The 15,897-nt window shown below is 50.7% G+C and carries 14 protein-coding genes; 8 read left to right on the top strand and 6 right to left on the bottom strand.

Annotated features, from left to right (window positions below):
* The first annotated feature begins 48 nt into the window (after positions 1-48).
* Positions 49-1,566 (top strand): alpha-isopropylmalate synthase regulatory domain-containing protein, encoded by a 1,518-nt coding sequence (locus LQ567_RS08310; protein ID WP_231004037.1) that lies wholly within the window; start codon positions 49-51, stop codon positions 1,564-1,566.
* A gap of 104 nt (positions 1,567-1,670) precedes the next feature.
* Here the strand turns inward: LQ567_RS08310 and LQ567_RS08315 are convergent, their stop codons facing one another.
* Positions 1,671-2,099 (bottom strand): globin domain-containing protein, encoded by a 429-nt coding sequence (locus LQ567_RS08315; RefSeq protein WP_231004038.1) that lies wholly within the window; start codon positions 2,097-2,099, stop codon positions 1,671-1,673.
* 458 nt (positions 2,100-2,557) lie between these two features.
* On the opposite strand from LQ567_RS08315, the gene leuB reads away from it, so the two are divergent.
* Both leuB and LQ567_RS08325 read left to right on the top strand, forming a co-directional pair.
* Positions 2,558-3,628, top strand: coding sequence for a 3-isopropylmalate dehydrogenase (gene leuB / locus LQ567_RS08320; RefSeq protein WP_231004039.1), 1,071 nt, complete (start codon positions 2,558-2,560; stop codon positions 3,626-3,628).
* 362 nt (positions 3,629-3,990) lie between these two features.
* Complete coding sequence (locus LQ567_RS08325) at positions 3,991-4,650, top strand: hypothetical protein (protein WP_231004040.1); 660 nt, start codon at positions 3,991-3,993, stop codon at positions 4,648-4,650.
* Between the two features lie 291 nt (positions 4,651-4,941).
* Here the strand turns inward: LQ567_RS08325 and LQ567_RS08330 are convergent, their stop codons facing one another.
* Positions 4,942-5,376 carry a carboxymuconolactone decarboxylase family protein gene (locus tag LQ567_RS08330; RefSeq protein WP_231004041.1) on the bottom strand — a complete coding sequence of 145 codons (435 nt, stop codon included), beginning with the start codon at positions 5,374-5,376 and terminating at the stop codon, positions 4,942-4,944.
* Between the two features lie 160 nt (positions 5,377-5,536).
* Here LQ567_RS08330 and LQ567_RS08335 point away from each other — a divergent pair, with 160 nt between their 5' ends.
* Positions 5,537-6,664, top strand: a complete 1,128-nt coding sequence (locus tag LQ567_RS08335; RefSeq protein ID WP_231004042.1) for a 5-(carboxyamino)imidazole ribonucleotide synthase — start codon at positions 5,537-5,539, stop codon at positions 6,662-6,664.
* A 35-nt stretch (positions 6,665-6,699) separates the two neighbouring features.
* Positions 6,700-7,353, top strand: coding sequence for a hypothetical protein (locus LQ567_RS08340; protein ID WP_231004043.1), 654 nt, complete (start codon positions 6,700-6,702; stop codon positions 7,351-7,353).
* Between the two features lie 8 nt (positions 7,354-7,361).
* On the opposite strand, the gene hutG is transcribed toward LQ567_RS08340, so the two are convergent.
* From hutG to hutH, 4 genes are all read right to left on the bottom strand, one after another.
* Positions 7,362-8,339: a formimidoylglutamase gene (hutG, locus tag LQ567_RS08345; protein ID WP_231004044.1), complete on the bottom strand. Its 978-nt coding sequence runs from the start codon at positions 8,337-8,339 to the stop codon at positions 7,362-7,364.
* Between the two features lie 118 nt (positions 8,340-8,457).
* On the bottom strand, positions 8,458-10,467 hold the full coding sequence (locus LQ567_RS08350; RefSeq protein WP_231004045.1) for a urocanate hydratase: 2,010 nt from the start codon (positions 10,465-10,467) through the stop codon (positions 8,458-8,460).
* Positions 10,468-10,673: 206 nt separating this feature from the next.
* Positions 10,674-11,924 (bottom strand): imidazolonepropionase, encoded by a 1,251-nt coding sequence (hutI, locus tag LQ567_RS08355; RefSeq protein WP_231004046.1) that lies wholly within the window; start codon positions 11,922-11,924, stop codon positions 10,674-10,676.
* A gap of 2 nt (positions 11,925-11,926) precedes the next feature.
* On the bottom strand, positions 11,927-13,510 hold the full coding sequence (gene hutH / locus LQ567_RS08360; protein WP_231004047.1) for a histidine ammonia-lyase: 1,584 nt from the start codon (positions 13,508-13,510) through the stop codon (positions 11,927-11,929).
* A gap of 125 nt (positions 13,511-13,635) precedes the next feature.
* On the opposite strand from hutH, the gene LQ567_RS08365 reads away from it, so the two are divergent.
* The 3 genes from LQ567_RS08365 to LQ567_RS08375 all read left to right on the top strand — a co-directional run bounded on the left by LQ567_RS08365 (position 13,636) and on the right by LQ567_RS08375 (position 15,813).
* Positions 13,636-14,517 carry a LysR family transcriptional regulator gene (locus LQ567_RS08365; RefSeq protein WP_231004048.1) on the top strand — a complete coding sequence of 294 codons (882 nt, stop codon included), beginning with the start codon at positions 13,636-13,638 and terminating at the stop codon, positions 14,515-14,517.
* A gap of 162 nt (positions 14,518-14,679) precedes the next feature.
* Positions 14,680-15,213 (top strand): Crp/Fnr family transcriptional regulator, encoded by a 534-nt coding sequence (locus LQ567_RS08370; protein WP_231004049.1) that lies wholly within the window; start codon positions 14,680-14,682, stop codon positions 15,211-15,213.
* 9 nt (positions 15,214-15,222) lie between these two features.
* Positions 15,223-15,813 carry a DinB family protein gene (locus tag LQ567_RS08375; RefSeq protein ID WP_231004050.1) on the top strand — a complete coding sequence of 197 codons (591 nt, stop codon included), beginning with the start codon at positions 15,223-15,225 and terminating at the stop codon, positions 15,811-15,813.
* The last annotated feature ends 84 nt before the right edge of the window (positions 15,814-15,897 follow it).

Genomic DNA, 15,897 nt, shown 5'->3' on the forward strand with positions numbered 1-15,897 from the left:
ACTCACCGGCCCGCCGGCAACACCGGCTCAGGGTAATATACCGGAAAGATGAAACAACGATCAATCGAAATAATGGATACCACGCTGCGGGATGGAGAACAGACCAGCGGCGTATCTTTTTCAGCAACAGAAAAACTAACACTTGCCCAACTGCTTTTAACCGAGGTAAAAGTAGACCGGATCGAGATCGCATCCGCACGCGTTTCCGAAGGCGAATTCCAGGCGGTAAAACGCATTACGGACTGGGCCAGGGAAAACGGGCACCTGCATAAGATTGAAGTACTGACCTTCGTGGATGGCGACACTTCCATCAACTGGGTGGAGAAGGCCGGTGCAAAGGTGATGAACATTCTTACCAAGGGTTCCCTGAACCACCTGACCCATCAGCTCAAAAAAACACCGGAAGAACATTTTAGAGATATTGCGGCGGTTATAAAAAAAGCACAGAAAAAAGGGATCGACTGTAACGTGTACCTGGAAGACTGGAGCAACGGGATGCGCAACTCCAAAGAATATGTGTTCCAGTACCTGGATTTTATCGCCAAGCAACCCATCAAACGTGTATTGCTGCCCGATACCCTGGGTATTTTAATTCCTTCGGAAACCCATGGCTATATCGCGGCGATCACCGGGCGGTATCCGCAGCTGCACTTCGACTTTCACGGACATAACGACTATGACCTGGGAGTAGCCAATGCACTGGAAGCCGTAAAAGCAGGCGCACACGGGTTGCACCTTACCATCAACGGCATGGGTGAACGGGCCGGAAACACGCCCCTGGCCAGCATTGTAGCTGTACTGAACGATTTTCAGAAAGATGTTAAAACCAACGTAAACGAAAAAGCGCTTTACAAGATCAGCAAACTGGTGGAAGCCTTTTCCGGCTTCCGTGTATCACCGAATAAACCCGTGATCGGTGAAAATGTATTTACCCAAACGGCCGGCATCCACGCCGATGGCGATAAGAAAAAGAACCTCTACTACAACGACCTGATGCCCGAACGGTTTGGGCGTAAACGGAAATACGCCCTGGGCAAAACCTCCGGCAAGGCCAATATCGAAAATAACCTGCAGCAACTGGGTATCCAACTATCCGATGAAGATCTGAAAAAAGTTACCCAACGCATTATTGAGCTGGGCGATAAAAAGGAAACCGTAACACAGGACGATCTTCCTTTCATCATCTCCGATGTACTGGACAGCAATACCACAGCAGAAAAAGTACATGTGGAAGATTATGTGCTCACGCATTCAAAGAATATGCGTCCTTCTACCACGGTCCGCATCCGGTTTGAAGATGGTGTGGTAGAGGAAAATGCGCAGGGCGACGGTCAATACGATGCATTTATGAATGCACTCCGTAAGATCTATACACAGAAAAAATTGCCATTGGCAAAATTGACCGACTATATCGTGCGGATCCCTCCCGGTGGAAAATCCGATGCACTTTGCGAAACCATTATCACCTGGAATCATAACGGCCGGGAGTTTACAACTACAGGCCTGGACAGCGACCAAACCGTTGCCGCCATTAAAGCCACGCAAAAAATGCTGAACCTGGTGTAGCTGAGCGGGAAGGAAAACCATTCCCGTACCGGAATGCCTGATCTCCCCAAGCATCATAACAGCGTTCCGATCGGCATGTATACGCATTATGGGCGCCGGGTCTGCTAACGCGGAGCCGGATAATGCGCGTGGCTATTTTGAATCATGATATCGGCAACCTCCTGGTAAAGGGCTGCCCAGGCGGCCGCCACATCGGCATTCCAGTCATTTCCCAGGCCCTGTTGCAGCGTCCATAACAGGGCATTTCCCACCAGCATATAGTGTGCTTCTTTTACACCATACCCGGCATGGCGTTTTGCAAGGGCTGCAAGATAACCCGCTATTTCATCCTTGTTTTCCAACCGGGCCACCAGCACATTGAGGGAAACCAGCAGCTTCCGGTACTGGGCCTCCATGTTTGCAGGAAACAGCTTCCTCAACCCCGGGCTGTCTGCAAACAGTTTCCCGTAGAAAGCATCTCCCACCGCGGCCGGAGAAACAAAGCGGAATAACCTCCAGGTTTTTTTTATAAGTATGGTTTGCGTCTGTGTCATTGGATCACTTTAAAATGAATGGCAGGGCACATGCTCACCTGCAGGGGCAAACCTTTTGCCCGCAGCGCCGGTCCTCCTTCCTGCAACCGGTGATCGTAAAAAAACAACGCTACGAATCGTACAGATGATACCTGCGGCCTGATTCATTTGGTTCTTCATAAAATAAATGATTGTAATCGTTCAGGTGTAAAAATGAACTTCTATTCGCAGCCGGGAAAATAAAAAATGCGCAAGCCGCTTAAATGCACGCTGAAGCGGGTAAGAAACGGAATAATGCGTAAGCGCTAATGGCCCGGCGGGTTTCGTAAATGTTCATACAGCCCCTGCCCTGGCAAAGGATCTTCATTTTTTTTGAAAAAATAACCCGGTATCCAGTATCTTAGGGGGCCGCCTGAACAGCTTTTTAGAAATTCTCTAATGTGCCGTGGCAGCCGGTAGAAATCAAATAAAAAAGACGCATGAAAAAGAATATTCTCATTGTACCCGGGGACGGGATCGGACAGGAAGTAACCGCTGTAGGTAAAAAAGTGCTGGATAAGATCGCTGAAAAATACGGTCATGAATTTACCTATGATGAGGCACTGATCGGCCATGCCGCCATCGAAGCCACGGGCAACCCGTTACCCGACGAGAGCCTGGAAAAAATGAAACAATCAGACGCGGTGCTGTTTGGTGCCGTAGGACATCCAAAATATGATAACGACCCCTCGGCCAAAGTGCGCCCGGAACAAGGGTTGCTGAAAATGCGCAAGGAACTGGGACTTTATGCCAACCTGCGCCCGATCAAACTTTTTGATGAACTCCTGGGAGCCTCCAGCATTAAACCGGAAATTTTAAAAGGCGCTGACATCCTCTTTTTCCGGGAGCTGACGGGAGATATCTATTTTGGAGAAAAAGGCCGCAAAGACAATGGTGATACTGCTTTTGACATTGCACAATACAGTCGCTTTGAAGTAGAGCGCATCGCCCGTAAGGCCTTTGAAGCGGCCATGACGCGCGGCAAGAAACTGTGTTCCGTAGATAAAGCCAACGTGATTGAAACCAGCCGCCTCTGGCGCGAAGTGGTGCAGCAGGTGGCCAAAGAATATCCTGAAGTGACCGTAGAACACCAGTTTGTAGACGCCACAGCCATGTTGCTGATCAAGGATCCCAAACGTTTTGACGTAGTGGTTACCGCCAACCTGTTTGGCGATATTCTTACCGATGAAGCTTCGCAGATTGCCGGGTCCATGGGTATGCTGGCCTCCGCCTCTATTGGCGACGGCACAGGCGTTTACGAGCCCATACATGGCTCCGCTCACGATATTACCGGAAAGGGAGTAGCCAACCCCATGGCCTCCGTATTATCTGCTGCCCTGCTGCTGGACATTTCCTTTGGCTTAAAGCAGGAAAGCGAAGATGTGATCAATGCCGTAGACCAGGTATTGAAAGCCGGGTTCCGCACCGGGGATATTGCAGATAGCTCCACTCCAAAAGACAAGATCCTTGGTACCGATGCTATCGGTGAAGAGATCCTGAAGCGGCTTTAAACAATGCGCAGGATACCGGCCATCCGTAATCGCCGATACAAATATTACGATAAAGAGGGGGTCTGAAAAGGCCCCTCTTTTTTTGCATTCATTCGAATGACAATCCCAGTATAAAGCACCCTTGAAAAATCTTTATTGCCAAAATCAATATGGTCCATGAAGAAATTACCAACTCCTACCTCCCCGCATAATCGATTGAGGAGATCCTGCAGCAGCTGCACTGCTTAAAAATAATTGGCGCGATCGCATGGAAAACCATTTTTTTGAAGTAACTTACTGTACAAAGCCGCTTTTTCAAAAACGGCTCAATGCAATGGATTTTGACGAGGACAGGAATTTGTTTCAAAATAAAACTTGTCGTTATGTTCCAGCATCAGGTATTTCCCCGCAACAACAATTTCGGAACGCTCATTTCAATGCCACGGTTAAACCGGCGCATGTATTTGAGCACAGCAATTCTTCTCTCGATTTTAACCCTGTTCTTTTTTGCCGGTTGTTCGTCCGGAGCAAAGGAAAAGGGGCAAACCGAAACATCATCGCAGGCCGACAAAGATTCGATTATGGCCACTATTGAAAAAGAAACGACCTCCTTTTTTGCACGTGACTACGAAGGTTGGAAGTCTACCTACGCTCATGAAGATTATGCCTTTCAGGCGTGGAGCAACAGGGATGGCACGTTTGACGCCAGCGTTGGATGGCCGGGTATTGACAATTCCGTGGGACGGTATATCCACGATAACCCGGACCCCCAAACAGGCAGCCATCCTATTGTAGAACGGAGACGGATCACCTTCAAATTCTATGGTAAGGATGCCTGCTATTTAACATGGGACCAGTATAATAGCAACAAGGATGGCAATTTCAGGCACAGTAAAGAAGTGCGGGTCATGGAAAAGCAGAACGGTCAATGGAAGATCGTTTGTGTGGCTGCGTTCTGGGATTATGTGAACATTATACCGGCGAACCAGTTAAAAGATATCCAAAGCCTGGATAAGGAGAACCGAGGCACCAACAAATTGTAGGGCTGCCGGCTGTAATGGTCCGGTTGATCCCCCGGATGCAACCGTTCCTTTTTGAACGACCGGAATGCCATGGACCGGATCCAGGTCGAGTGCTGTGATCGTCATACCAGGTTTTTAACTGCCTGCGCCCATATAATGCGGCAGCTACAAACACGCCCGTATGACCCTGCCTTTCAACGCAGCCTTTGGCTGAGCCCTGTACTGGGTTTGATCGTCCCGGTAATGCATGTGCACCGGCACCTTATCATGCATTTGGCATTCAACCAACACATGCATGAAGCCGGCCCGCTGTTACAATTCCGGCACTTTGTGAAAGGTAATGGCCACCCGGTTCAGCATATTCATATGCGCGATGGCAAGACCAAGGTCCACCAGGTCTTTATCCTGGAAGTGCTGCCGCGCTTCATTATAAACAGCATCGCTTACTTCCAGTCCGGGTAAAATGGTTATAGCTTCGGCATAGGCCAATGCCGCCTTTTCCAACGGGGAAAAAAAGGGCATATATTTCCAGTTTGATACGCCATTCAGTTTGCGGGGCTCTTCACCGGCCTGGATGGCATCCTTCCAATGCAGGTCTACACAATAAGGGCAGCCGTTGATCTGCGAAACACGCAGATAAACCAGGTGCAACAGTGCCGGCGCCAGATCGGTTTTTTTCAGGTAACCATACATAGCCAGTAAGGTTTTATATCCTTCGGGAGCCGTTACCGCATAATCAATACGCATAAAATAATTTTTGCGCTAAAGTAAGCATATTGCCGGTCATTGGGAATCGAGCACCGGGATATGCGCCGCCCGTTCGTTCCGGCGTCAGTGCCCTGTTTGCTCCCGAAAGCCGGTCGCTGAAATCTGATTACTCCAATCTCAAATCTCATATCTTTGCGCCATGCAAAAAGTAGGTATTCTTGGCGGCGGCCAGTTAGGGCGGATGTTGTTGCAGGCAGCTGCAAATTACCCGGTAGAAACATATGTGCTGGAAAATGATGCGCATGCCCCGGCAGCGCACCTCTGTCATCATTTTATCCAGGGAGATATCCGCGATTATGATGCGGTTTACAATTTTGGCAAGGACCTGGATGCCATTACCATTGAAATCGAAAATGTAAATGTAGATGCACTTGAGGCCCTGGAGAAAGAAGGCGTAAAGGTGATCCCGCATCCCTCCGTGCTCCGTACCATCCGGAATAAGGCCAGTCAAAAAAAATACTATACGGATCATCAGATCCCTACTGCTTCCTACCTGCTTACCCACAACATCCAGGAGCTGGCAGAGCAACGCGCGTTTTTCCCCGCCGTACATAAAATTGCCGAGGGCGGATATGATGGACGCGGTGTGCAGATCATCAACGACGAAGCCGATGTACCAAAAGGTTTTGATACCCTATCGGTGCTGGAGAAACTGGTGGATGTAGAAAAAGAGATCGCAATGATGATCGCCGTAGGCCAGTCCGGGGAAATAGCCATTTACCCTGCCGTTCAGATGGTTTTTGACAAAACCCTGAACCTGCTGGACTTTCAATTATGCCCCGCCGATATTGAGGAAAAAACATACTGGAAAGCAGAAGCGATTGCGCTCACTACCGTAAAGAATTTCAACTCACCGGGTATTTTCGCCGTGGAATTGTTTGTTACACCCGGCGGAGAGGTACTGGTTAATGAAACCGCTCCGCGTGTACACAACAGCGGGCATCATACCATTGAAGCACATTACAGCTCCCAGTTCGATATGGTTTGGCGGATCCTGCTGAACTACCCCCTGGGTAATACAGAGGCCGTTCTTCCTTCCGTAATGCTCAATATCATCGGCAAAGAAGGCTATTCCGGCGATGCTGTATACGAGGGACTGGAGGAGCTGCTGAAGATCGAAAATGCCTTTTTTCACCTCTATGGAAAACGGCAAACCAAACCCGGACGTAAAATGGGACATGTTACCATCATCAGCAAAGAAAAGACAGATCTGCTGCACAAGGCGAATAAGATCAAGCACGGGCTATCCGTGATTTCCCGTAACTAAATGCCAAGAACGCTTTTTATGTAAAAAGCCAGTGCATGGCATCTTTTCAGAAATCGTTTTTTCAACATAAAAAACCTTTGATGATAATGAAACCGTGTCTGACATTTTTAATCAGCGTAATTGCCGGGATCATACCGTCCTTTGCGCAGCCGCCTGTCCATCAGGAAGCATCGGCCAATCGCCCCCTTTTTATTGTGGACTCTGCCGTTATCGAAAACATGAGCGACCTCAAGCCTGAGGACATTGAGTCCGTTACTGTATTAAAAGGGCAGGATGCTGCCGGCACGGCTGCCCGTTTTGGAAAAGATGGCGCCGCTGGTGTGGTACTCATCAGAACGAAAGATCCCCGGCGCTATCTTCCCGTAGCCAACATCCTGTTACTCCGTCAGATAAAGCTAACGCCCCATACCCTGGTGATGGTGGATAACAAACTGATCGATGATCCAAAGGAGTACCGGTTAGATACCTCAAAACCGGCGCAGGTCTATATCGAAAACATCAACCGTTTCAACTACATCGACACGCTGTATAAGCAATTGAAGATTATAAGAATCGTTACGAACCCTGCAGCCAATGTCCGCACCGTGCTTGAAGGCCGCCTTCGCAGCGGTCCTTCTCCTGTAGATGAAAACAAGCGCCCCATCTATATTCGTGGTACAGACGCGCCTGAAGAGCCCGTCAAAAAATAACACGTCATTTAACAGCCATGATCACTTACCAGCCTGAAAATAAGATCTGCAGCCAGTTTGGCGGTTCGGTGGTCGATGTCAAATGCGGGATTTAATTCGGCAATATCAAAAGACACCAGTTTTCCCGAACGTAAAACCTGTTGGAATAATTGCTGGAAACAATGGCCGGGGCTAATGCCGTTAAACGCCGGAGCACTTACCCCCGGGGCAACGGATGCCGCAAATACATCCAGGTCGATGGTCAGGCACAGGCGCTGCACGTTATCGATAAATTCCTGTATGGTTCGTTGCACCGGTTCCATATTACCGGCGTAGATGGCTTCCGCCTCTATAAACGGCACCTTCAACCCAGCGGCCGTTTGAAATAATTGTTGTGTATTGCTGATCCTCCGGATACCGACCGGAAGGTAGGCGAAAGGACGCTGTTGCTGTTCCAGGTCTTTTGCGATCTGGTAAAATCCCGTGCCGGAATTCCCTAAGGCGCCAACCGGTTCCCGCAGGTCAAAATGCGCATCAAAGTTGATGATGCCGGTAGTATCATTGGCGTTCCCCGCTTTCCGGCTCCCCTTAAAATGCCCGTAGGTTACTTCATGTCCGCCCCCCAGTATCAACGGGAAGGCGTTTCTTTTTAAAATAATGTGTACCGCCGTGGCCAGTGCTTCCTGTGCGGCTTCCAGGTTGCCGTCTTCACAGGTAATATCCCCTGCATCGTAAAGCATTACCGCCGGCGCATGATGTACCGGCAGGTTTTTCAAAACCGAGCGGATCGCTGCCGGTCCCTGTACCGCTCCCGGTCTTCCCTGGTTCCGGCGCACGCCCTCATCACAGGCAAATCCCAGCAATACAAAGGAAGCTCCCAGGTCTGTACCGGCATCATTCAGATCGAGCAACTGCATTACCTGGTGCCAGCGCCGGCAAGCGGGTATGGTTCCGTCTACACGTCCCTGCCAGTTTTCAGCAGAAGGAGATTGGTATCGCACTATCATGAGCTATCTGTTATCGTTCTTAAATTCTTTTTATGTACCTCCTGTGGCAACCGGCCTCCCGTTACCGGCTTCCGCAGCGCTCCGGGTATCAGACAACCCGGGCCGGGAACCTGAAATGTTAAACCTGGAATTTCAAATCATCCAACAGCCGGTCATCCACCAAATGCGGTTTTGTAACATTCAATAAGGGTGTACGTTGTAACTCCCGTTCCAGGGCTTCCAGCGCCTCCGGGTTGCGGGCCCATGCCCTGCGGGCGATGCCATTGTTTACATCAAAAAACAACATCGACTGCAGCTGCTGACCGGCCGTTTCCGTACCATCCAGCACCATCCCGAAGCCACCGTTGATCACTTCTCCCCAGCCCACACCGCCGCCATTATGGATCGAAACCCAGGTAGCCCCGCGAAAGCTATCCCCGATTACGTTGTGGATAGCCATATCTGCAGTAAAGCGGCTTCCGTCATAAATATTGCTGGTTTCCCGGTAGGGAGAATCCGTGCCGCTTACATCATGGTGATCTCTTCCCAACACTACCGGAGCCGACAGGCGCCCATCCTTTACGGCCTCATTAAAGGCTTTTGCGATCCGGATCCTTCCAACAGCATCGGCATACAGGATCCGGGCCTGTGAACCCACTACCAGCATGTTCTTACCCGCCTCCCGGATCCAGCGGATATTATCCTCTAATTGTTGCCCGATGCTTGCGGGGGCCTGTTCTTTTAATTCCATCATCACCTCCAGCGCCAGCTGGTCTGTAATCGCAAGTTCCTCCTCTTTTCCGGAAGTGCATACCCAACGGAACGGTCCAAAGCCATAGTCAAAGCAAAGCGGTCCCAGGATGTCCTGTACATAGGAAGGATATTTAAACTGCGTTTCGCCGCCGGCAAACACATCCGCCCCCGCCCTGCCGGCCTCCAGCAAAAAGGCATTACCGTAGTCGAAGAAATAAGTACCTCTCTCCGCATGCCGGCTAATGGCTTCCACCTGCCGGACCAGCGATACCTTTACGTGCTCCCGGAACTGTTCCGGGTCTTCCGCCATCATCCGGTTGGCGGCTTCAAAAGATAATCCCGCCGGGTAGTATCCGCCCGACCAGGGATTGTGCAATGAGGTTTGATCGCTCCCCACCGTTACAAAAATACCCTCGGTATCAAACCGTTCCCACAGCTCTACGATGTTCCCGATATACGCCAGTGATACCACTTCTTTTTGCTCCATGGCAGTACGCGTACGTTGTACCAACGCATCCAGGTCTTCAAACAATGCATCCACCCAGCCCTGCTGATGCCGCTTGTACGCCGCAGCAGAATTAACTTCCGCACATACGGTTACACATCCTGCAATATTGCCGGCCTTGGGTTGTGCACCACTCATACCGCCCAAACCGGAGGTAAGAAAGAGCCGCCCGCTAAAATCCTGCGCCTGCCCTAACTGCCGGCGCAGAGCATTCATCAGCGTAATGGTGGTACCATGCACAATACCCTGCGGACCGATGTACATATAGGAACCTGCCGTCATTTGACCGTACTGCGTTACACCCAGTGCATTGAACCGCTCCCAGTCATCCGGCTTTGAATAGTTAGGAATCATCATCCCGTTGGTTACCACCACCCGTGGTGCGGCCGGTGCGGAAGGAAAAAGTCCCATCGGATGTCCGCTGTACATATGCAGTGTTTGCTCCAGCGTCATTTGGGAAAGATATTGCATGGTTAGCCGGTATTGCGCCCAGTTCTGAAACACGGCACCATTGCCGCCATACGTGATCAGTTCCTGCGGATGCTGCGCCACCGCCGGGTCCAGGTTATTCTGGATCATCAGCATCAATGCTGCAGCCTGTTTTATCCTTGCCGGATAGGCATCAATGGCGCGGGCATAAACCGGATGCTGCGGCATAAACCGGTACATATAAATACGCCCATAGGTCTGCAGCTCCTCCAGGAACTCAGCCGCCAGTTCCGCATGCCATGCCGCGGGGAAATAGCGCAATGCATTGCGAAGCGCCAGTTGTTGCTCCTCCCGGTTCAATATGGCCTTGCGTTTGGGCGCATGACTGAATGCCGGGTCCGGCTGTTGATACGGCGGTAACAGATCCGGTATTCCTTGTTGTATTTCTTCCTGGAAGGTCATTGGGGTAATGAGATTTGAGATTTGAGATTTCAGATTTCAGATTTCAGATTCGAGATATGAGAGTTGAGATATGAGAATTGAGATATGAGAATTGAGATCAGCCGGCTACCGGTTGACGGTATCCGGTTTTAATAGTTGCTTGCCTTTTGTTTTTCCACGGGCATTCAGCATTTAGAGTTTAGAATTTAAGATCTAGCATTTCAACGTTAATCCGTAAACGTTAAACGCGTTCCGTTCTTCCATACCTCCACCGGCTGCAGGCTCCCCTGGTGATAAGGAATTTCCTGGTAGCTTGCTGCATCATACACCACAAAATCGGCACAATAACCCGGAGCCAGTACGCCCCGGTCCTTAAACCCAAGGGCCGCTGCCGCCCGGCAGGTAATGCCTGCCAGCAGCTCGGCATTGGTCAGCTTTTCAAAGGTTGCCAGTACCGAAGCCTGCAGCATCAGGTTGCCCATCGGTGCAGAACCCGGATTCCAGTCGGTAGCAATGGCCAGGCTGCAACCGGCATCCAGTAATTTACGGGCCGGTGCAAATGGACAACCCAACCCTATCGAGGCGCCGGGCAGGGCCACAGCGGCTACATCCGAATGCGCCAGCAATGCAATTTCCTTCCCGGTGGAATGTTCCAGGTGATCTGCACTTTTGGCGCCTACGGCTACCGCCACCTCCGATCCTGAAGTCGTAAATTGATCTGCATGTACTGTGATATCAAAGCCCATCGCTTTCACTTTTTTAAAGTAAGGCAGGATCTGTTCCGCGGAAAAGGCAGTTCGTTCTACAAAGGCATCCACCCGGTGCGCAAGTCGTTCGTTTTTTATAACCGGCAACAACGCATTTACCATCAGCTCCAGGTAAGCTTCTGCTGACCCGTTAAAATCGGCCGGCAGCATATGCGCCGCCAGGCAGGTGCTCACCAGATCCGCCTTTGTCATCCTGCGCGCTTTATCAATAGCCCGTAAACATTTTAGTTCTTCTGCTACATTCAGTCCATAACCACTTTTTACTTCAATGGTTGTGATCCCTTGCCGTAACAGGGTATTGGCCCTTTGTGCCGTCAGTGCTGCCAACGCGTCTATTGTCAGTGCCCGGGTGGCTTTTACAGTGCTCCAGATCCCCCCGCCGCTTTCAGCAATCTCCAGGTAAGTACTGCCGCCATTCCGGAGTGCAAAGTCCGCAGCCCTGCTTCCACCAAATGCGATATGTGTGTGCATGTCGGTAAAGCCCGGCAATACCACACCCTTTACGGGTTGATCCATACTTATAACACCCGGCTTTACTGCCAGCGTTTCAAAATCATCCACGGCTTCGATCCGTCCTGCTTTCCAAAGAATACCGCCGTTCCGGATCACCCGGAGCGCGCTGTCTTTCAACGCGCCTTTTAACGGCAGCGCCTGCATGGTTACCAATTCCCGGAACGGACCAGCCAGATGATATGATGTGTTGGAATGCATGATCAATACGTATCAAAAAGTTCTCCAAGTTCGGGGATATAGGGCAATTGATGTTCTTTGGAAACTTCACGGGCCAGCGCGATCAATGTGCCCGATTGCACCAGTGCCTGTGCCTGCTCCAGCCAGGGTGTGAATACCTGGTCGGTTTCCAGGTGCGGGATCACGCTTCTAACCTGCAGATGCAATTGTTCCACAATGCGCGTGGGCTTCAGCGGGGCATGAAAATCCAGGGCCTGGGCCGCACAAAGCAATTCTATCGCCTGGATCTTTTCCACGTTGCCGATTACCTGCAGCAGCTTCCTTCCGCTGATGGATCCCATACTCACATGATCTTCCTGTCCGAGCGAAGTAGGAATGCTATCGGCGCTGGCCGGAAAACACAGACTTTTATTTTCGCTGGCCAATGCAGCGGTGGTATATTGCAGGATCATAAAGCCGGAGTTGAGCCCGGTAGATCGCATGAGCAGTTTGGGAACGCCCGGCGTATCTCCCTCCAGCGAAAGATACACCCGCCGGTCGGCAATATTACCGATCTCCGCTACGGCCAGGCAGGCATAGTCCAGCGCCATTGCCAGTGGCTGGCCATGAAAATTACCGCCGCTGATCGTAAGCGTTTCATCGATCAGGAGCGGGTTATCGGTAACCGCATTGATTTCGGTTTCCACCAGCTCCTTTAAATGCAGCCACGCCGTACGGGAAGCACCATGTACCTGCGGAATACAACGTAGTGAATAAGGATCCTGTACCCTTGAACAATGGGCATGCGCCTGCACGATCCCCGATCCGGCCAGCAGGTTATGAATGGTGGCCGCTACAAACTGGTTGCCTTTAAACGGACGCAGCGCATGCAGTTGCGGATAAAAAGGTTTTCCGGATGCGCTAAGGCCTTCCAGCATCAGTACCGCATTCAGGTCAGCCTGCATCAGCAACTGGTGAAAACGGGCCACACCGGTAACGGCATGTGCAGCGATAAATTGTGTGCCATTGATAAGAGCCAGTCCTTCTTTTGCACCCAGCTGCAACGGCTCCTGCTGCAACAGCTTCAATACCTCATCCGCCGGACGGATTTCCTGTTGATAAAAAACCTTTCCCAAACCGATCAGGGGAAGAAAGAGGTGCGATAACGGCGCCAGATCCCCGGATGCGCCTACAGAACCCTGACTGGGAACCACCGGTATCACCCCGGCTTCAATATGCCAGATGATCCGGTCGACGGTTTCCTCCCGGATCCCCGAAAATCCTTTGGCCAGTGCGTGTACTTTTAGTACCAGCATGAGTATGGACAAAGCTTGCGGAATGGGATCTCCGATACCCACCGCATGACTCTTCAGGATATTCTCCTGAAGCCGGGCCGCATCTTCCCGGTTGATGGATGTGGTGCACAACGGACCAAAGCCGGTATTAATGCCGTAAACCACCTGCTCCGAAGCCACGATCTGCGCCACCAGGGCCGCACTCTTCCGGATCTGCTGCCGGCCTTTTTCAGACAGTACGCCCTTCACTGCACCACGCGCTATTGCCTGTGCACCGGAAATGGTTAAATGGTCCTCCCCATAGCGAAACGGTTGTGTATGTATTGTATTCATTGCGAACATGCTTGTTATTGATGCCTTCCCACCTCCAGGCGGAGTGGCATACCCCTGTTTATAACTCAAAGGTATCCCGGATTTATAATAACCAATAATACTATCTTTATCAATAATTAATAACTATGAGTTATCAGATAGAATTGCGGCATTTAACGTATTTCAATGTACTGGCGGAAGAACTGCACTTCCGAAAGGCAGCAGAACGCTTGTTTATTTCCCAACCGGGTCTTACCCGCCAGATCCGTCAGCTGGAAACCCTGTTTGGTGCCTCGCTGTTTGAACGGGGTAAGCGTTTTGTAAAGCTAACCGATGCAGGGCGGTTCTTAAAGACCGAAACGGATATCCTGTTCAGTCAGCTGGATTATATCCGCGTACAGTTGAAAAAGATCGGGGAAGGCAAACGGGCGGCACTCCGCGTGGGCTTTATCGGCTCTGCTGCACAAACCGTAATACCGGATATCCTGTACCGCCTTAACCGGAAGCATCCGGATATTGATGTCAGTCTGAATGAGCTGCCCAACGATGCGCAGGTAACGGCACTGCTGGAAAACAAACTGGATTTCGGATTTGTACGCCAGCAACAGGCGCCGGCCGGCTTATCGCTACAAAAAATATCGGAAGAACCGTTCGCACTGGTGGTACCGGACAAACACCCGGTGCACACCAAAAACTTCCGGTCGCTGCGGCAATTTGAAAAGGAAAACTTCGTCCTTTTTGGCAGGGATTACAGCAATGATTATTATCAACTGGTGATGAGCATTTTCAGCGATTGCAATTTTATACCAAGGGTACACTATCAAACGGTCAATGCCCTTACCATTTTTAAACTGGTAGAGAAAGGTATGGGTGTAGCCATTGTTCCGGCATCCCTCAAAAAAGGGTATGATATTCCGGTACGGTTTATTGAGCTGAACCGGATACCCCAGCGCAGCCAGCTTTCACTCCTCTGGAACCCGGCCAGCCGCAATCCTGGTATCGGAGCCCTGCTGGAACTGGTCAGGTAAACAAGCCACATCCGGATATATCTGCCGCCGCGTAGCAACTGAAGCGGTGATGCCGCGTGTTTACCCGGGTCTTTCATTATCCGATACATTTTTTCGCCCACGCAGTTCGTATACAAACCCGCTTTATCTTTACCACTCATCTGTTTAAGACAACAGGCATACATGAAACCAATTGAACTGATTCATAAGATACAGGAGTTTGAAGCGCATGCGCACCAACGGACATTGAAGCGGAACGAGTTACTCCTTCCGAAAAACAATTGCGATACCCATATCTATTTTGTAGAAAGCGGCACCATCCGGATGTTCGTGGAAGATGGGGATGCGGAACAAAACATCCGCTTCGGGTACCAGGGGGATATTGTGGTGTTTATGGATGCTTTTTTTTCCGGGAAGCCCACTTCCTATACGATGCAGGCCCTGAAAAAAACAACGCTTACCGTGCTTACAAAAGCTGCGCTTGAACGGTTCCTGGAGCAGGAACCGGCCCATCTCCGGATCTGGCTGTCGCTGCTGGAAGCGCTGGTATTACAACTCCTGGAGCGGGAAAAAGATATTCTTACCACTACCCCAACAGAACGCTATCACCGGCTGTTGCAGCGAAGTCCGCGGCTTTTCCAGGAGATCTCCAACAGGCATATTGCCAACTACCTGCGTATGAGCCCCGAAACCCTTTCGCGGCTCAAAAAACATTGATATTTGTCAATGCTTTTTAAATTACGCCGGCGGAATTTTGTAAAAAAAAAGATGACCATTCAATCACAACCCCTGCTGGATGCTTTAACCGGCCTTTCAAAAGAGCATATCCGTTTTGCAGAAACGCTGCACACGTTACCCGACGCCACCCTTACCAGAAGACCGGCGGCCGGGGGCTGGAATGTACTCGAGTGTATTGAGCATCTGAACCGGTACAGCGCATATTACCTGGGGGCCATTCAAACCTGCATCCGGAATGCCGGCTCCCGGCCCTCGGCTGTTTATAAACCGGGGTGGTTGGGCAATTATTTTTCCAAGGTCATTCATCCTGATACTTCGGCAAAAAAAATGAAAACGCCCCTGCCTATGAATGCACAGGATGCACCGCTCACCCGTTCGGTACTTACCGCATTTATCAGCAACCAGCAACAGTTAACCTGCTTACTGAAAGAGGCGCAGCAGGTCAATCTTGGAAAAGAGAAAACCGGGACCAGCATCTCCAAACTGATCCGTTTGAAACTGGGCGATACCTTACGCTTTGTTGTTTACCACAATGAGCGGCATACCCGCCAGGCCAGGAAGGCCCTGGCAGGTGCCTGAACACCCCGGTAATTATTGATTCAACTATTCCGGGGTAGCAGCGGATGGATCATTCTTCTCCCGGCGTCTCCTGAAAGGGACGCC

Origin of the sequence: Niabella pedocola (assembly GCF_021044425.1) — a bacterium.
GTDB lineage: Bacteria > Bacteroidota > Bacteroidia > Chitinophagales > Chitinophagaceae > Niabella > Niabella pedocola.